Raw genomic sequence first — 15,582 nt, 5'->3', positions numbered from 1 at the left:
TCCTCAGCAACCGCATGCTTTCAACTGATCGAACACTGGTGCGCAAAGATTGCTGTCCCCGCCGCAGCAATCCTCGAGCAGAAATGAAACCAGGCCTGCCATCGTCTCCATGTCCGCCCGATAGCGAATATACCGCCCTTGCCGCTCGCTAGCGATCAGCCCGGCCTGCATCAGCACCGACAAGTTGGCCGACAACGTATTCGGCAACACCTGCAGCCGCTTCGCAATATCGCCCGCGACCAGCCCGCTACCGCCGACTGTGACCAACAGACGGAAGATTCCGAGCCTTTGTTCATGACCGAGCGCCGATAGCGCGACGAGCGCCTTGTTTATTTCCATATTTCCAGAAATCACGAAATTATGAGAACTTCAAATGAAGTTTTGATGACAGGACGACTTCGTACGCCGACCCTACCCAGACAAAACGCCCGACGATTTCCAATGTGGCAATTCCAATATTCGGCAGCCTGCCCTATATGTTCCCACAAAACATGACACGGAGAGTCAGCTATGAGCACGGACAAGACCACCAGGACGGAAACCGACACCTTTGGACCGATCGAGGTTGACGCGAGCCGCTACTGGGGTGCCCAGGCCGAGCGCTCGCGCGGCAATTTCAGGATCGGCTGGGAGAAGCAGCCGCCGGCCATCGTCCGGGCGCTCGGCGTGGTCAAGCAGGCGGCGGCACTCACCAACATGGAACTGGGCCAGCTCGACAAGGATCTGGGCAAGGTGATTGTCACGGCGGCACAGGAAGTGATCGACGGCAAGCTCGATGACCACTTTCCGCTCGTCGTCTGGCAGACGGGATCGGGCACGCAATCCAACATGAACGCCAACGAGGTCATCTCCAACCGGGCGATCGAAATGCTGGGCGGCGAGATGGGTTCGAAGAAGCCGATCCACCCGAACGACCATGTCAATATGAGCCAGTCGTCGAACGACACCTATCCGACGGCCATGCATATCGCCTGCGCCGAGGAAACGGTCCGCCATCTCATCCCGGCGCTGCAGCACCTGCACGATGCGCTCGACGCGAAAGCCAAGGCCTTCGCCGACATCATCAAGATCGGTCGCACCCACACGCAGGATGCAACCCCGCTCACCCTTGGCCAGGAATTCTCAGGCTACGCGGCGCAGGTCGCCTCCGCCATCAGGCGGATCGAGGCCACCCTGCCCGGCCTCTATGAGCTGGCGCAGGGCGGCACCGCGGTCGGCACCGGTCTCAATGCGCCGGTCGGCTTTGCCGAGAAGGTCGCCGAGCACATTGCCAAGATCACCGGCCTGCCCTTTGTCACTGCCCCCAACAAATTCGAAGCGCTGGCAGCCCATGATGCGATGGTCTTCGCGCACGGGGCGATCAACGCGGCGGCGGCCGCCTGCTTCAAGATCGCCAACGACATCCGCTTCCTCGGCTCCGGCCCGCGTTCCGGCCTCGGCGAGCTGGCATTGCCGGAAAACGAGCCAGGTTCCTCGATCATGCCGGGCAAGGTCAACCCGACCCAGTGCGAGGCAATGACGCAGGTCTGCGCCCACATCTTCGGCAACAACGCCGCCCTCACCTTCGCCGGCAGCCAGGGCCATTTCGAGCTGAACGTCTTCAATCCGATGATGGCCTACAACTTCCTGCAGTCGGTCCAGCTTCTAGCCGATGCCGCCGTCTCGTTCACCGACAATTGCGTCGTCGGCATCGAGGCGCGCGAGGACAACATCAAGGCCGGGCTCGAACGCTCGCTGATGCTGGTCACCGCACTCGCCCCGAAGATCGGCTACGACAACGCCGCCAAGATCGCCAAGACGGCGCACAAGAACGGCACGACGCTGAAGGAGGAGGCGCTGGCAAGCGGACTGGTCTCGGCGGAAGACTACGACGCCATCGTCCGGCCGGAGCTGATGATCGGGCCGAAGTGAGGGACGGGTTCAGACATCGTCGAAAATAGCATAGATGTCGCGAGAACCGTGGAGAACACGCTCGATGCGAACGGCATCTTTCGTCAAAGAATAGAAAATGAGGTATCGGCGAAAAGGAACAGACCGCAATTCCGACGACAGTTCGGGACGCGGTCTGCCTGCCTCCGGTGCGTCGGCAATACGCTCACATCGCATTCGCAGCTCCGTGATGAATCGTATCGCCGCAGTTGGGTTTTCCGCGTAAATGTAGTCGCCAACCTCCTCGACATCCTGGACGGCCGCCGGAGCAAAGGAGACCAGCATTACCGGTCGCCGCCGCTTCCGCCGTATTTGGCCTCAAGCCTTGCGAACACCTCATCGGCAGGAATGGCAGGCCCGCTTTCGATCCCAGTCCGAATTTCGGCGCGCAACGCTTCCAGGCTTGCTTGACGCCGCTCCTCCCGCTCCTCCCAAAGCCTGAGGGCATCGCGGACGACCTCACTATTGGAGGCATAGGCGCCGGATTTCACCGCGCCCTGCAGCCGCAGTATCTGCTGCGCCGAAAGAGAGATGGTGAGGGTTTTCATCGGTTCGTTCTTCATGAGGATGATGATAATCGAGCTAACAAGAACTAACAATATTTGTTGGCGCCCGTCTTCCTCTCGCCCACCCCACGCTCGGACGAGCCCGCGTTCGAAACAATTGCATTTGCGCGATGCAGCGCATAGAGAAAGCGGGATTTTTTCCGCTTTCTCGGCTTGAAAGGCATTGCATATGGCTGACGACCTTTTTCCGCTTGGCAAGGACGAAACCCCTTACCGCAAGCTCTCCTCCGACTATGTTTCGGTCGACACCTTCAAGGGTCAGGAGATCCTGACGGTCGAACCCGAGGGCATGCGGCTGCTCGCCGAGGCCGCTTTCGCCGACATCAACCACCTGCTGCGCCCGGCGCATCTCAAGCAGCTTGCCTCGATCCTCGAGGATCCGGAAGCCACCGACAATGACCGTTTCGTCGCCTACGACCTGCTGAAGAACGCCAATATCGCCGCCGGCGGCGTGCTGCCGATGTGCCAGGATACCGGCACCGCCATCATCATGGGCAAGAAAGGCCGTCGCGTGTGGACCGAAGGCGGCGACTATTCAGCGCTGGCAAAGGGTGTGCTCGACGCCTACGAGCACAAGAACCTGCGCTACTCCCAGCTCGCGCCAATCAAGATGTTCGAGGAGAAGAACACCAAGAACAATCTGCCGGCTCAGATCGACATCTACGAGGAAGGCACCGACGCTTACGACTTTCTCTTTGTCGCCAAGGGCGGCGGCTCGGCCAACAAGACCTTTCTCTACCAGGGAACGCCCTCGCTGCTCACCCATGACCGGATGATCGACTTCCTTAAGGAGAAGATCCTCACGCTAGGGACGGCAGCCTGTCCCCCCTACCATCTGGCGATCGTCATTGGCGGGACATCTGCCGAGATGAACCTGAAGACGGTGAAGCTCGCCTCCACCAAGTATCTCGACAATCTGCCGACGGAAGGTTCGGAGAGCGGCCACGCCTTCCGCGACGTCGAGATGGAGAAGGAAATCCACAAGCTCACCCAGCAGATGGGTGTTGGCGCCCAGTTCGGCGGCAAGTACTTCTGTCATGACGTCCGCGTCATCCGCCTGCCACGTCACGGCGCATCGCTGCCGATCGGACTTGGTGTATCCTGTTCCGCCGACCGCCAGGCCAAAGGCAAGATCACCCGGGACGGTATCTTCCTCGAGGCGCTGGAAACCGATCCGTCGAAATACATGCCGGAGGTAGACGAAGCCGCCCTCTCCTCCTCGGTGGTGAAGATCGACCTGAACCAGCCGATGAGCGCCATCCTTGCCGAGCTGTCAAAGCATCCGGTCAAGACGCGCCTGTCGCTGTCCGGCACGATCATCGTCGCCCGCGACCTGGCCCATTCGAAGATCCGCGAACGCCTCGAAAAGGGCGAAGGCATGCCGGAGTACATGAAGAACCACCCGGTCTACTATGCCGGCCCGGCCAAGACGCCGGAAGGCATGCCGTCCGGCTCGTTCGGGCCGACAACGGCAGGCCGCATGGACTCTTACGTCGACCAGTTCCAGTCGTTTGGCGGCTCCATGGTCATGCTGGCCAAGGGCAATCGCTCGCGCCAAGTGCGCGAAGCCTGCAAGACGCATGGCGGCTTCTACCTGGGCTCCATCGGCGGACCGGCCGCGCGCCTTGCCCAGGACTGCATCAGGAAGGTGGACGTTCTGGAGTATCCGGAACTCGGCATGGAAGCGGTCTGGAAGATCGAAGTGGAAGACTTCCCCGCCTTCATCGTCATCGACGACAAGGGCAACGACTTCTTCCAGGAACTGAACCTCGGTTAGTATAAAACCCAAAAATGATCGCGGCGACCGAAGATGCGGTCGCCGCGCCCTTTTCGGAACAAGGAATAAAATCGTTTCAGATCAATTGTTTATTTTTAAGCATATAATCGGTTGACGCACAGGAACGTCTATAAGCAATAGATCACATATTGCTGATTTAATCCTTTCCAAAGAATTCCTGCCTATGCTGCACCAATAATTGCATAGCTGAATTCTTTCTTCGGAGCCTGTCATGAGTGGCCTACCAGCCTCTAAGGCGCAAGTGCCTGATATCGCGGGGCAAGTCACCTACGCCATGCGGACAATGGGCGTCGCGCCCATTCCCAGGAACTACGAACTCTTCTACGAAGCCTATATCGGTTCCAATCCGACTCTGACGAAGGAACTTGCGAGCCTGGGCGGCAAGGCGACCCAGGCGGAACTCGATTCCATCGGCGAGCGCTACTTCGCCGCCCATCAGCCGCGTGTCGTCGACAGTGCCCACAACCGCATTCTCGGAGAGCTGGATTCGGTAATGCGCCTCCTGAAGCAGGAGCAGACCTCGCTCGAAAGCTACAGCAAGCTGCTCGGCGAGACCTACAGCCGCATCTCGACCAAGAACACCTCGAGCGCCGACCTGCTGCGCAACGCCATACAGCTTCTGAGCGACGCAACCGGCAACACGATGGCCCACGGCGCCAAGACGGTGGAGAGCGTCGCTGTAAAGTCCCAGGAGATGGATCAGGTCCGCCAGGAACTCGACGAATACAAGCGCATCGCCAACACCGATTCGCTGACCCGCCTGAGCAACCGGCGAGCCTTCGACGAAAAGCTGGCCTCGATCTACAACAGCCCGCTCGGCCACAGCAATGTCGGCCTCGTCATCGCCGACATCGATCATTTCAAGCGTGTCAACGACACCTATGGCCATCCGGTCGGCGACAAGATCCTGGCGACCGTCGCCAACGTCATCAAGGCGAACCTCCGCCGCGACGTCTTCGTCGCCCGCACCGGCGGCGAGGAATTCGCCCTGATCATCGACGGGACGAGCGAAGAAGAGCTGGTCAACATCTGCGAGCGCATCCGCATGTCGCTCGAACGCACACCGTTCAAGAATTCCAAGACGGGTGTGAATTATGGCCCGATCACCATGTCGCTGGGCTCCTGCCTTGCCGCCCAGGCGGATGATCCGGGCGACCTCTACAACAAGTGCGATATCGCGCTTTACTGCGCCAAGAACGCCGGCCGCAACAAGTCGGCTCACTTCGAGGACGGCATGAAGAAGGAATTCCAGAAGGGCTGGCTGATCTACAAGCGGTAGCAGCAGCACAGAACACCGAGATTGGAAGCGCCCCTCGTGGGCGCTTTTTGCGTTTGGAGCCCCAGTATCCGGCTGCGCTTGAGAGCGGCCGCGTTACCACATGGTCTTGCGGGCGCGCTCCGGCCATTCGCGGTCGTAGCTATCCTTGTCGAAAGCGGCCTTTGCCGCCTTGATCATCGCCCCGGCGCTTGGCAAAGCGTTCACGTCATGGAACCGCTCCGGGTTCCACAGATCCGCCCGCATGACGGCGCGGGCACACTGGAAATAGACCTCATCGATCGTTACCACCACCACCGTCCGTGGCCGCTTTCCATCGATCTCGAACCGTTCGACGACCGCAGGTTCGGTCGTGATGACGGCATGGCCGTTGACCCGCATGACGGTTGCCGAACCGGGGATCAGGAACATCAGCGACACGCGCGGATCGCGCACGATGTTGCGCAGCGAATCGATGCGGTTGTTGCCGCGCCAGTCCGGCAGAAGAAGCGTACGGTCGTCTTCGATGGTGACCACGCCATCCGGCTCGCCGCGCGGCGAACAGTCGAGCCCCTCCGGGCCGACGGTCGCCAGTGCCATGAAGGGAGAGGCTTCGATCAGTTGGCGGTATTCCGTGGTCAGATGCGATGTGACCTTCGCCACGGACGCCTCCGCAAGCCCCGACAATCCGCCGTAGATGGCCTCAAGCGCTTCGATCGACGTAATGGTGGAAACGGTCATGGAGCCTCCGACGGGTTGCAGAGCGATATCCGTTGCTATCACAATGATTCGCCAAGGCAAATGCGCTGCTACGCCACAGCACTGTCTTGCGCATGGCTGAGGAAGGCCGTCACCTCGGCAATGACGCCAGCATCGCTGATGATCCGGCGATGCCCGAGGCCATTCGCCCAGTAGAGCCGCACGTCGCCGCCGCTATTGGCATAGCGCACCGCATGAGAAGCCGCGACCTCCTTGTCGTCCTCGGCATGCACCGTCAGCACCGGGATCGACAGCCGGTCCATGCCGGCGGCGATGTCGAAAGCCTCGATGCCGACGCCGACCACATGCCGCACATGATCCATCATATGGCCAAGCCCCCTGCGGGAAAGGCCGGTCATCCCGGCAAACCGCCGAAAGACGCCCGCCATCTCGCTCGGCGAGGCGATCGTCACGATCCGGCCGGGTATCACCGGCGGGATGGACGGAATGATGCCGCCGGCAGCCACCATCAGCGCCGCGCCGCCGAAGGAATGACCGACGGCACTGTCGAACGAACCGTATTGATCCGCCGCTGCGGCGATCGCCTGCACCGCCTTCATCATGTTGAAGCGCTTGCCCGAAGACCGGCCGTGACCGGGGAAGTCGAGGACGATCACCTCGAAGCCTAGCTTTGCGATGGCAGCAGACAGCGGCGCCATGTACTCCGCCCGCGATCCCCAGCCATGAACGACCAGCACGCGCGGGGCGTCCGCGGCATGTGCGCGGAACCGGTAGCCTGCCACCCTGTCCGGGCCGGCCACGAAGCTGATCTTCTCCGCCGGCGAAAACAGGGCCTCGCCCGCCTGGAATACGCGCCTCGCACGGTCGCCCTTCGGCTGCCGCGCCGGGGTCCGGCTGAAGAGCTCGAAGGCCAGCCGTCCGGCCAGCCTCGGCGAAACCTTTTCGGTCACATGCAGCGCCAGGCGGGTGACCTTCAGCGAAAACGATGCCATAGTTGAGATATCCAATTAATGTTCAATTATGAACAATAAAGTACAACGATGAACGAAAATCAATCCCTACCCTGGGATCATCCACGGTTTCGCAGCTGGATCGCCGTCGGAAGGGCCTGCCAGCTCATGCAACAGGTTCTCACCCGCGCCCTGGCGGACCTAGACATCAAGCCGCCGCATCTCGACATTCTCGCCAATCTCTACCGGCACGACGGACTGACCCAGCAAGAACTTGCCCGCAAGCTTCTCGTCGGCCGTTCCAACATGAGCATGCTGCTGCCGCAGATGGAAAAGCGCGGCCTGATCGCGCGCAAGGGCGATCCGCGCGACAAGCGGGTGCTACGCCTCAGCCTGACAGAGCACGGCCGCGAGACAGCGGAGAAAGCGCTGAAGATTCAAACGGAGGTCATCGACAGGACGTTGTCGCCGACGCCCATCGAGCAATGCCTGCAACTGGCCGAAGTGATGGAAGAAACCTTCCACAGGCTTCAGAAGATGGAAGACCAGTTCGACTGAACCATGGCCGGGCGGCCGGCCGTCACAGCACTTGCGCGCCCGAAGGCCTTCCTCCGCCAGAACACAAAGCCCCGGACCGCGTCTGCGGCCCGGGGCATGGGTGTTACCACCTGACATCCCACACGCTCAACGGAACGTGCCCCTTGAGACGAGTGGGTCCGCGCGGTTCGGCGGGCAGGCCGATGTCGCGCCGGAGACGATCGTCCAGATGCGCCTCCCTCAGCTTGACGACGGTCTGGCGACGCCGATGCAGCGCCTTGGCGAATGCAGCGAGCATCTGCCACACGCCGTGCTTGTTGAACATGTCATCCAGTGCGAAAGCGAGGCTATCCGCACGAACAGTTTGCTGTTCCATAACGTTACCTTTTGCACCGGCCCGACTTTAGACGGACCGATCCCTTGTTGAGGTTGGAGTTTTGGACGGATCGCCAGAAATGAGAACGCAATTGTCCCCTGTGGCGAAACGTCATTCAGGTTTTAGGAGGGTGCCCCGTAAGGCGATCACATGCGGGTGAGATAACCCACAATGCCCACGACGATTCCGGCTGGGAAGAAGCCACGTCGCGAGGCGCCAACACCGAGGCGTGTCGTAGAAAAAGCATGAAACATCTTACGCCTCCTTTTGAGGTTGGTGTTGGATGGTGGCAGGATACATGAGGACCGCCGTTGCACAAGCCACTTTTTCCCGCATCACGCGCAGGATCTCAACCTGTGGTTTTTCTGCCACATGATCTATTGCGGCAGCCTGGCCAGAAGAACCAGCCGGGCCAGATCTTTCTCACGGCCGAACTGTCGGCACATGTCGATGATCTCGGCAATCGAGGGGACGTAAAGCATGCCGCCCGCGTGGGACACGACAATCCTGTCGCGCGGCTCCACAGGCGTCCATCCACCCACGGTCATCACCTCGAAACCGCCCATGACTTCGGCTTCGCGTGCAGCGAGCGGCTTTCGCAGGAACACCTCCGAACGAAACCGAGGATGCGGCGGCATCGCGAAAGGCTCGATCTTCCAACGCGTCGAAAGACGGCGCGCATCGTCGGCGCTGACAAGGATATCGATATCGTTCGGATCGATGCCCTCTACCCCATGCAACGCCATGGCGGCACTGCCGATGATCCACCAGCGCCCTTCAAAACCCGACATCGCCTCGACCAGCCGGGACAGATCGAGCGCCAGATCCGCGGGAACGGTGGCGATCTGTGGCGCGCCGCTCAAGCCGGCGCCACTTTCAGGCCAAAGCCCTGCATCAGCCGAACGGTCGAAAAATCCGGGTTGCCGGAGGTAAAATAGGCGCTGTCCCTGGCTTCCCCTGCCCCACCGGCCGCCAGTTCCGGGACCACGCGGCGCACCTGGCGCGCGATCGCCTCCGCCGGGTCGAGCCAGTCCACCGGCCAGGGCGCGAGCTTGCGAAACACGTTCGCCATGAAGGGATAATGGGTGCAGGCGAGCACGACGATATCGGTCCGGCGACCATCCTTGTCGAGGAAGCACTGGCTGATCTCGGCCATCACGGCGTCGTTATCGACGGGTTCACGTCGGATATAGGCCTCCGCCATGGCGGCCAGGTTGACCGAGCCGACGAGGCGGACATGGCACTGGCTGGCGAAGGACTGGATGAGGTCGCGCGTATAGGCGCGCTTCACGGTGCCCGGCGTCGCCAGCACGGAGACGAGGCCGGAGCGCGTCCGCTCGGCCGCAGGCTTGATCGCCGGCACCGTGCCGACGAAGGTCATGGCCGGAAATGCTGCCCGGAGCGCCGCACCCGCCAGCGTGAAGGCTGTATTGCAGGCAATCACGCAGGCAACCGGATCATAGGTCGCGATCAGATCGGCAAACAGGGTCAGAATGCGCTCCGTCAGCGCCGCTTCTTCCCAGTTTCCGTATGGGAATCCGGCATCGTCGGCGACATAGACGAATCGGCGCTCCGGGATCAGCACGCGCGCCTCGCGCAGGACCGTCAGCCCGCCGATCCCCGAATCGAACACCAGAACCGGCCGGTCGCCCCCATCACTCTGCGCATTCAAAACCATTGCCGCCCGTCACCCCGCCATGGAAGGAGCATCAGCATCGGGATAGAAGCGCGTGAGCGTCGCCTCCAGCATGCCGAGACTGTCACTTATCTTCCGCCTGTCGAAATTGGCAGCATCAAGGCGCGCGGCGGTGCGAAGGCGTTCAAGATAGAAACAATCCGCCTTTCGCTCCGCCAAACCTTCGATCTCCTGCAACAGATCGTCGATCAGCGCCAGAAGCGGTTCGCCCTTCTCCACATGGCCGACCGAGACGTTGCGCGCGAACAGCCGTGCCCAATAGGTCGCCGCGCGGTGCAGTCCGAGCGTCTGGCGCACATGGCCGGGCCGGACCACCAGCTGCCACGGCGCGCCAAGCGGACGGGCCGCCGTCACCAGGTTGCCATAGGCCTCGTCCAGCCGGTGCGACAGGTCGATCAGTTCGCCACCGCGCTCCTCATGCCGCGTCGCCTCCAGCAAGGACTTCAATGCCGAATACCAGCGCGCTTCCGCCTGGTTGAGCGTCGCCCGTGTGCGCGTCGGAAAGACCGTCGCCGACACCAGGATGCCCGCGATTGAGCCGATCAGCGTCTCCTCGACGCGCAGCCACATCAGGTCGAGGGTCAGAACGCCCATCAGCGCATAGGCAAGCGCGATCACGATCGAGATGAAGAAGGTCATCCGACCGTAGGAAACCGGCAGATTGTAGAATGCGAGGAAGATGCTGGCGAGCGCCAGCAAGGCGATGATCAGCGGGTGTCCGCCGAAGGCATAGGCGAGAACGAGCCCGGCGACGATGCCGACCGGTGTGCCGACTGCGCGCTGCACCGCCTTCATCGCCGTATCGCCACGCGACTGCGTGTTGATGAACACGAGAAAGGCGGAGAGCACCGCCCAGAACCAGCGTTCGCGCGACAGGGCCAGTCCCGCCGCCATGGCGATGGCTGCCGCAAGCGTGATCTGGATGGCCGTCCGGACAGCCGGATGCTTCAGGTTGAGCCGCACCGGGCCGGAACCGCCGGTGACCGGCGACGCCGGTGCAAGGGCGGTGATCCTGGCCGCCTGCTGCAACACGTTCGAGCGCGCATCCGCCAGCCATGCGATGGTTGCCGCACTCTGCTCCGCCTCGGTGCCGGAAGGCTCCGTCTTGCCGTCGCCGGTTTCGACGCCGTCCCTGTTGAGTGCAGCCCGCAGTATGCCGCGTGGCGGCAGCGCCTTCTGCGCCGCGACGATCGCGCTTTCGGCTGCGAGCTGCAGCTCGATCAATCCGACCCGCAGATCGACGACATCGCCGTTCTCTCCACCCTCGTCCGGGCCAAGCGCGCCTATGGCGGACAGCACTGTGCCCTTCAGCCGCTGCGCCTGCATGCGCAGCGTATCGCTGTCGGACTTGGTCAACTCTCCACCGCGTGCCGAGGCCTCTTCCAGCGTGACGAGAATTTCCTCGCAGCGATGCAGCGTCGCCCTCACCGCCCCGCGCATGCTGGCCACCGGATTTTCACGGATGACGGCGAAGCGCACCGTCTGGGAAACGCCTGCAGAAATCGCGATGCCGACGATCGCCCAGGGGACGTCGGCAATGGACGGATGGAAATAGGCGGCCATGAAATAGGCCATGAAGGCGTACATGCCGACGGCGTTCCAGCGCGGCCCGAAGGCACGCGCGACGCAGGCGACGAAGATGACGGCAAGAAAGGCAAGATCGGACATCAGGCGATCGGCCTCCAGCAGCGTGGCAAGCGTCACCGAAAGCCCGGCCGCGAGGACGCCGGCGGCGCGGGTCAGGAACTGCGCACGGCCGGACGTCTCACGCACCGTCAGGATGCCCTGCACCGAGAGGATAACGCCGAGTCCGTAGGCGGCGACCGGCAAGGGGTGCAGATGAGCGGAGAACAGGTAGATGAGCCCGAGCGACAGGCAAACACTGACGACCACGCGGCTGCCAAGGCGAAGCCGCATCAGCGTGGGGTCCCCGGCAAGAAGCATGTTTCTCAAACGCAGGCGTTCGAGCATCAGTGGCGGCTCCGTTTTACCCTGGGATGGAATAGACCCGGCTGAGGTCCGTCAAGGCCGCTCAACCCTCGTTGTCGTCGTCGAAGGTTTCGGGTGGGGCTTTTCCCCGGGGGTTTTTACGGCTGTAGCGGTCGAATGTGGCAAATACACCGCGCATCACGCTTATCTCCTGGCCGGTGAAGGCCCGACGCGACAGCACGGCGCGCAGGTTCTCGATCATCCGCGGCTTCTTGGGTTCCGGACGGAAATAGCCACGCGCATCTAGTGCCTCCTCCACCTGTCCGAAGAGCCCGAACAGCTCCTCCTTCGTCGCCGGGCGCTGCGCCACGGCGCCAAAGGGCGTGTCTCCCAGGTCGTCCATGCCGGATTTCATCCATTCATAGGACATCAGCAGCACCGCCTGGGCGATGTTGAGCGATGCAAACGCCGGATTGACCGGAAACGTGACGATTTCATCGGCCAGCGCCACCTCCTCGTTCGTCAGGCCCCAGCGCTCGCGTCCAAAGAGGATGCCGGTGCGTTCGCCCGCTGAAAAGCGCCCCCGCAAGGTCGTGGCGGCCGTCACCGGCGAACGCACGGGCTTGAACCCGTCGCGCTCGCGCGCCGTCGTCGCGTAGACGAAATTGAGGTCGGCGATCGCATCCTCCAGCGTGTCGAACACCGTGGTGGCTTCGATCACGTGATCGGCCTTGGATGCTGCCGATCGTGCCTTTTCCGATGGCCAGCCATCCCGCGGATTGACCAGACGCAGCTCCGCCAGCCCGAAATTCGCCATGGCGCGCGCCACCATGCCGATGTTTTCGCCAAGCTGCGGCTCGACGAGAATGATCGCCGGGCCTTCGGCCAGAAGTTCGCGTTCGCTGTTGGTGCCTGCCATGGGATGCCTTCGGTCTTTGCAAAATCCGGCGTCTCACTGGCATAAAACGGCCGGGAAATCAAAGGTTCCAAGAAGCAAAGCCGAGGTTGCCGCTTATACCTTCAATGCGCCGCGTGCTGCTCGCCCCACGCGTAAAGCTGCAGGAAGATCGGCCCCAGCGCCTCGCCGGAAGCCGTCAGAGAATATTCAGTCTTCGGCGGAACCGTCGCATAGACCCGGCGGTCGACAACCCCCGCATCCTCCAGCTCGCGCAGCTGCTGCGTAAGGGTCTTGTGACTGATGGTTGGAATGGCCCTCTGCAGCTCACCGAAACGCCGAACCCCGCCACCGAGCGAAAACAGGATCGCCGGCTTCCATTTGCCGCTGATCGTTTCAAGTGCGCGGACCGCAGGACAGTTGAGGGGATCGAGCTTGTGCCATTCGCTGATGTCCATCGTTACCTCCGGGTGCGTTTCGCACAAAAAAGTGCATTCTTTTCAACGGGTAACCAAGCCATTATCTCTGCTGCGGACAGTCACACAGGAGACATCCATCGGTGCAGAACAAGATCATCCGCATTCCCATCGCCCCCTTCTACATGATCAACGCCTACCTCGTCATCTCCGATGCCGGCGCGATCATCGTCGATACCGGACTTCCAGGCTCGGCGCCCCGCTTCCTGACGGCTCTGAAACGCGAAGGGCTGCGACCGAACGATGTCAAGCTGATCGTCGTCACGCATGCGCATGTCGATCATGCCGGCGGCGCGGCCCGACTGCGCGAGCTAACCGGCGCGCCGATCCTCGCCCACCGCGACGATCGTTGTTACTACACGCAGGAAAGGCCGGTGCACTATTGCCCGACAGGCCCCTTCGGGCGCCTGTTCAAGGCATCCGGCATCGCCAACGCCTCCTATGATGGTTTTGACACGGACATCGAACTTGCCGGCGCGGAGGCGTTTTCCCTGCTTCCCTTCGGCATCGCCGGCAGCGTGCGCCATACGCCCGGCCATACCGGCGGGTCGCTCTCAGTCGAACTGGATGATCGCAACATGCTGGTCAGCGACCTGATCTCCTCCGGAATCCTGCTCGGCGGCATCATTCGCCTCAGAACGCCGAAGCGGCCGCCCTTCGAGGACGACCCGGCCCTTGTGGCGATACAACTCCAATCGCTGCTTGATGCAGGCGGTCAACATTTTCATATCGGTCATGGCGCGACGCTCGGGCGCCCGCAAATCGCGCGCCACATTCATACCCTTGAAAGGCTGAGCCGCTAGAGCGCGCTTGCCGCGACGAACACCATCTCCTCATGGCGCGTGGCATCGAAGGCCTCGCCCGAAAAGTCACCCTGCAGTGACTTCATCATAAGACCGCAAGATGCCATCTCCGCCTGTATCACTTCCGGCAAGAAGAAGCGCAGGCGGCTCGTCGACACCGTCTCACGATCCGAAAAGATGTAGCGGGTCTCGAAATCGACGAACCCGTTGCCGGACGACAGGATGCGCCTCGAAACGGTGATCGGCCCCGCCTTCGTCTCCAGCCGGTAATCCTGGTTCCAGCGGGACGGCCAGTCGATCGCCGGATTGCGGGTCTCGAAGACCACCCGGCCCCCATCGGCAAGATGCAGACGCATCGTCGCAAACAGCGCCCGCACCGCCTCTTCGGTGAGAAACACCTGAAACGCGTTGCCGGTCATGACGATGAGATCGAAGCGCTCCTCCGAGCGAAACGTCTCGGCGTTCGAACAGACCCATTCGATCGCCTCGCCATGCGGTTCCCGCCGGCCGATCTCGATCATCGGCCGCGCCGGGTCAACCGCCGTGACACGATGCCCGCGCGACGCATAGGCACGGCTCAAGAGACCTGTGCCGCAACCGAGATCGAGAACCCGGATCGGCGTCACGCCGGCAAGGTCGAGGAAATACTGGCGATCCGCGCCCCAGCCGCTGTCGAGATCGTAAAGCGCGGCGAGCGCCGGATCGCTGTAGTGCCTGTCCACCTCGGCCATGTCGCCTGCCCCGTCGCGCCGTGCGTCACTCATCGGTGACCCAGTGCTGCTGCGCGAGATAGTCCTGCATGATCTTCTTCAACGAATCCTGCTCTTCGTCGCCGCGCTTGACGACGATGTCGTCGATCACCGGCTTGCCGTTTTCCTCGATCACCCGGAAATGCGTCTGTGTCACCGATTTCGAATCGCCGTCGTCTCCAAAGCAGCTTTCCGCCTTGAAGCTGGCGACGACATCGTAGACGCCGTCCTTTTCGCCGGCGAGCTTCACGTCCACATCCTTCAGCGGGCAGAAATCCTGGGCGCCGATCACCGGCTCGTAGTCGATGAAGGGCTCATCCTTCTCCGCCGCCTTCTGCGAACCCTCGCGATAGAGCTTGGCGATCCCGGCACTGAAATCGCGGTCGAGCCATTCGTCGGAGAGGTAGTCGATATAGGGAATGTCGGAATCCTCATCGCCGCCGTCGGTCGCCTGCGTTTCGCCGCTGGAGCCCTGTGCGGACTGATCGTCGGTTCCGGTGTCGCCGTCTTCGCCGGTGGCGCCATCCGGGCCGGCATTGGTGACGACCGCCTGCATGACTTCCTTGACCGGCACGAGCGGATCGACGTCGGCCTGCGCGACGGTCGAGGAGAGCAGCGAAGCAAGAAAAAGAGCGCAAAGGGATCTGGTTTTCATCAGTCTGACCTTCCGGAAAAAGGCCGTGCCGGACGACATATCCGGCGACGCGGCGCGATCGACCGTCGATTAGCAGTTTTTCATGACGATCCCTATCGGCCAGAAAGCCGCGGACGGCAAAAAATCACCGGCCGTTGCAGCACTGCACGCGGCCCCGGCGGCCGGCGCGAAAATTGCCGTCGACAGCGTGATTTTCTCGCACTTTCGCCGCTCCTTATCTTTGCCTTGCCGCGTCACAATGCTATAGG

General features: G+C 62.0%; 19 protein-coding genes. 6 read left to right on the top strand and 13 right to left on the bottom strand.

Annotation, left to right across the window (positions count from 1 at the left end; translation table 11 throughout):
* Window positions 1-3 precede the first annotated feature (3 nt).
* Window positions 4-339, bottom strand: a complete 336-nt coding sequence (locus tag ACU5AY_RS06675) for an ArsR/SmtB family transcription factor (RefSeq protein WP_446823942.1) — start codon at window positions 337-339, stop codon at window positions 4-6.
* Between the two features lie 171 nt (window positions 340-510).
* Between ACU5AY_RS06675 and fumC the strand changes: the two genes are divergently transcribed.
* The gene (fumC, locus tag ACU5AY_RS06670; RefSeq protein ID WP_446828479.1) at window positions 511-1,911 is read left to right on the top strand and encodes a class II fumarate hydratase; all 1,401 of its coding nucleotides are present in this window, start codon (window positions 511-513) and stop codon (window positions 1,909-1,911) included.
* A gap of 9 nt (window positions 1,912-1,920) precedes the next feature.
* On the opposite strand, the gene ACU5AY_RS06665 is transcribed toward fumC, so the two are convergent.
* Together ACU5AY_RS06665 and ACU5AY_RS06660 are read right to left on the bottom strand one after the other, a co-directional pair.
* Window positions 1,921-2,214, bottom strand: a complete 294-nt coding sequence (locus ACU5AY_RS06665; RefSeq protein ID WP_446823940.1) for a type II toxin-antitoxin system RelE/ParE family toxin — start codon at window positions 2,212-2,214, stop codon at window positions 1,921-1,923.
* Window positions 2,214-2,477 (bottom strand): type II toxin-antitoxin system ParD family antitoxin, encoded by a 264-nt coding sequence (locus ACU5AY_RS06660; RefSeq protein ID WP_446823939.1) that lies wholly within the window; start codon window positions 2,475-2,477, stop codon window positions 2,214-2,216. Before ACU5AY_RS06660 ends, ACU5AY_RS06665 begins: the two co-directional genes overlap by 1 nt.
* 187 nt (window positions 2,478-2,664) lie before the next feature.
* Here ACU5AY_RS06660 and ACU5AY_RS06655 point away from each other — a divergent pair, with 187 nt between their 5' ends.
* A complete protein-coding gene (locus ACU5AY_RS06655; protein WP_446828478.1) occupies window positions 2,665-4,272 on the top strand; it encodes a fumarate hydratase in 1,608 nt (535 codons plus the stop codon).
* Window positions 4,273-4,504: 232 nt separating this feature from the next.
* Window positions 4,505-5,572, top strand: a complete 1,068-nt coding sequence (locus ACU5AY_RS06650; RefSeq protein ID WP_446828477.1) for a GGDEF domain-containing protein — start codon at window positions 4,505-4,507, stop codon at window positions 5,570-5,572.
* Between the two features lie 93 nt (window positions 5,573-5,665).
* Here the strand turns inward: ACU5AY_RS06650 and ACU5AY_RS06645 are convergent, their stop codons facing one another.
* Together ACU5AY_RS06645 and ACU5AY_RS06640 are read right to left on the bottom strand one after the other, a co-directional pair.
* A complete protein-coding gene (locus ACU5AY_RS06645) occupies window positions 5,666-6,289 on the bottom strand; it encodes a pyridoxamine 5'-phosphate oxidase family protein (RefSeq protein ID WP_446828476.1) in 624 nt (207 codons plus the stop codon).
* Between the two features lie 68 nt (window positions 6,290-6,357).
* Window positions 6,358-7,260 (bottom strand): alpha/beta hydrolase, encoded by a 903-nt coding sequence (locus tag ACU5AY_RS06640; RefSeq protein WP_446828475.1) that lies wholly within the window; start codon window positions 7,258-7,260, stop codon window positions 6,358-6,360.
* 48 nt (window positions 7,261-7,308) lie between these two features.
* Here ACU5AY_RS06640 and ACU5AY_RS06635 point away from each other — a divergent pair, with 48 nt between their 5' ends.
* Window positions 7,309-7,776 (top strand): MarR family winged helix-turn-helix transcriptional regulator, encoded by a 468-nt coding sequence (locus ACU5AY_RS06635; protein ID WP_446823934.1) that lies wholly within the window; start codon window positions 7,309-7,311, stop codon window positions 7,774-7,776.
* Between the two features lie 103 nt (window positions 7,777-7,879).
* Here ACU5AY_RS06635 and ACU5AY_RS06630 read toward each other — a convergent pair whose 3' ends face one another.
* From ACU5AY_RS06630 to ACU5AY_RS06605, 6 genes are all read right to left on the bottom strand, one after another.
* Window positions 7,880-8,131, bottom strand: coding sequence for a DUF1127 domain-containing protein (locus ACU5AY_RS06630; protein WP_446828474.1), 252 nt, complete (start codon window positions 8,129-8,131; stop codon window positions 7,880-7,882).
* Between the two features lie 377 nt (window positions 8,132-8,508).
* Window positions 8,509-8,994 (bottom strand): hypothetical protein, encoded by a 486-nt coding sequence (locus ACU5AY_RS06625; protein ID WP_446828473.1) that lies wholly within the window; start codon window positions 8,992-8,994, stop codon window positions 8,509-8,511.
* Entirely contained in the window at window positions 8,991-9,809 is an 819-nt protein-coding gene (gene murI / locus ACU5AY_RS06620; protein WP_446828472.1) for a glutamate racemase, read from the bottom strand. The genes ACU5AY_RS06625 and murI overlap by 4 nt, the downstream gene beginning before the upstream one ends.
* A gap of 9 nt (window positions 9,810-9,818) precedes the next feature.
* Window positions 9,819-11,798, bottom strand: coding sequence for an FUSC family protein (locus tag ACU5AY_RS06615; RefSeq protein WP_446828471.1), 1,980 nt, complete (start codon window positions 11,796-11,798; stop codon window positions 9,819-9,821).
* Between the two features lie 61 nt (window positions 11,799-11,859).
* Window positions 11,860-12,675: an RNA methyltransferase gene (locus ACU5AY_RS06610; RefSeq protein ID WP_446828470.1), complete on the bottom strand. Its 816-nt coding sequence runs from the start codon at window positions 12,673-12,675 to the stop codon at window positions 11,860-11,862.
* A gap of 101 nt (window positions 12,676-12,776) precedes the next feature.
* The gene (locus ACU5AY_RS06605) at window positions 12,777-13,109 is read right to left on the bottom strand and encodes a winged helix-turn-helix transcriptional regulator (RefSeq protein WP_446828469.1); all 333 of its coding nucleotides are present in this window, start codon (window positions 13,107-13,109) and stop codon (window positions 12,777-12,779) included.
* Window positions 13,110-13,210: 101 nt separating this feature from the next.
* Here ACU5AY_RS06605 and ACU5AY_RS06600 point away from each other — a divergent pair, with 101 nt between their 5' ends.
* Window positions 13,211-13,930: an MBL fold metallo-hydrolase gene (locus ACU5AY_RS06600; protein ID WP_446828468.1), complete on the top strand. Its 720-nt coding sequence runs from the start codon at window positions 13,211-13,213 to the stop codon at window positions 13,928-13,930.
* Here ACU5AY_RS06600 and ACU5AY_RS06595 read toward each other — a convergent pair.
* Window positions 13,927-14,694, bottom strand: coding sequence for a class I SAM-dependent methyltransferase (locus tag ACU5AY_RS06595; protein ID WP_446828467.1), 768 nt, complete (start codon window positions 14,692-14,694; stop codon window positions 13,927-13,929). The two genes, ACU5AY_RS06600 and ACU5AY_RS06595, sit on opposite strands and share 4 nt — an antisense overlap.
* Window positions 14,687-15,334 carry a hypothetical protein gene (locus ACU5AY_RS06590; protein ID WP_446828466.1) on the bottom strand — a complete coding sequence of 216 codons (648 nt, stop codon included), beginning with the start codon at window positions 15,332-15,334 and terminating at the stop codon, window positions 14,687-14,689. Before ACU5AY_RS06590 ends, ACU5AY_RS06595 begins: the two co-directional genes overlap by 8 nt.
* Window positions 15,335-15,416: 82 nt before the next feature.
* Between ACU5AY_RS06590 and ACU5AY_RS06585 the strand changes: the two genes are divergently transcribed.
* Complete coding sequence (locus ACU5AY_RS06585) at window positions 15,417-15,581, top strand: hypothetical protein (RefSeq protein WP_446823925.1); 165 nt, start codon at window positions 15,417-15,419, stop codon at window positions 15,579-15,581.
* Window position 15,582: the final 1 nt, after the last annotated feature.

The organism is Rhizobium sp. PAMB 3174, assembly GCF_052908375.1.
This window is presented reverse-complemented; position numbering and strand designations above follow the sequence as displayed.

Bases quoted from the DNA above. Each gene is read 5' to 3' on its own strand.
- murI (WP_446828472.1), bottom strand. From the start codon at position 9,809: ATGGTTTTGAATGCGCAGAGTGATGGGGGCGACCGGCCGGTTCTGGTG.
- ACU5AY_RS06660 (WP_446823939.1), bottom strand. From the start codon at position 2,477: ATGAAAACCCTCACCATCTCTCTTTCGGCGCAGCAGATACTGCGGCTG.
- ACU5AY_RS06605 (WP_446828469.1), bottom strand. From the start codon at position 13,109: ATGGACATCAGCGAATGGCACAAGCTCGATCCCCTCAACTGTCCTGCG.
- ACU5AY_RS06645 (WP_446828476.1), bottom strand. From the start codon at position 6,289: ATGACCGTTTCCACCATTACGTCGATCGAAGCGCTTGAGGCCATCTAC.
- ACU5AY_RS06665 (WP_446823940.1), bottom strand. From the start codon at position 2,214: ATGCTGGTCTCCTTTGCTCCGGCGGCCGTCCAGGATGTCGAGGAGGTT.
- ACU5AY_RS06595 (WP_446828467.1), bottom strand. From the start codon at position 14,694: ATGAGTGACGCACGGCGCGACGGGGCAGGCGACATGGCCGAGGTGGAC.
- ACU5AY_RS06590 (WP_446828466.1), bottom strand. From the start codon at position 15,334: ATGAAAACCAGATCCCTTTGCGCTCTTTTTCTTGCTTCGCTGCTCTCC.
- ACU5AY_RS06650 (WP_446828477.1), top strand. From the start codon at position 4,505: ATGAGTGGCCTACCAGCCTCTAAGGCGCAAGTGCCTGATATCGCGGGG.
- ACU5AY_RS06635 (WP_446823934.1), top strand. From the start codon at position 7,309: ATGAACGAAAATCAATCCCTACCCTGGGATCATCCACGGTTTCGCAGC.
- ACU5AY_RS06630 (WP_446828474.1), bottom strand. From the start codon at position 8,131: ATGGAACAGCAAACTGTTCGTGCGGATAGCCTCGCTTTCGCACTGGAT.
- ACU5AY_RS06675 (WP_446823942.1), bottom strand. From the start codon at position 339: ATGGAAATAAACAAGGCGCTCGTCGCGCTATCGGCGCTCGGTCATGAA.
- ACU5AY_RS06585 (WP_446823925.1), top strand. From the start codon at position 15,417: ATGACGATCCCTATCGGCCAGAAAGCCGCGGACGGCAAAAAATCACCG.
- ACU5AY_RS06640 (WP_446828475.1), bottom strand. From the start codon at position 7,260: ATGGCATCGTTTTCGCTGAAGGTCACCCGCCTGGCGCTGCATGTGACC.
- fumC (WP_446828479.1), top strand. From the start codon at position 511: ATGAGCACGGACAAGACCACCAGGACGGAAACCGACACCTTTGGACCG.
- ACU5AY_RS06655 (WP_446828478.1), top strand. From the start codon at position 2,665: ATGGCTGACGACCTTTTTCCGCTTGGCAAGGACGAAACCCCTTACCGC.
- ACU5AY_RS06615 (WP_446828471.1), bottom strand. From the start codon at position 11,798: ATGCTCGAACGCCTGCGTTTGAGAAACATGCTTCTTGCCGGGGACCCC.
- ACU5AY_RS06610 (WP_446828470.1), bottom strand. From the start codon at position 12,675: ATGGCAGGCACCAACAGCGAACGCGAACTTCTGGCCGAAGGCCCGGCG.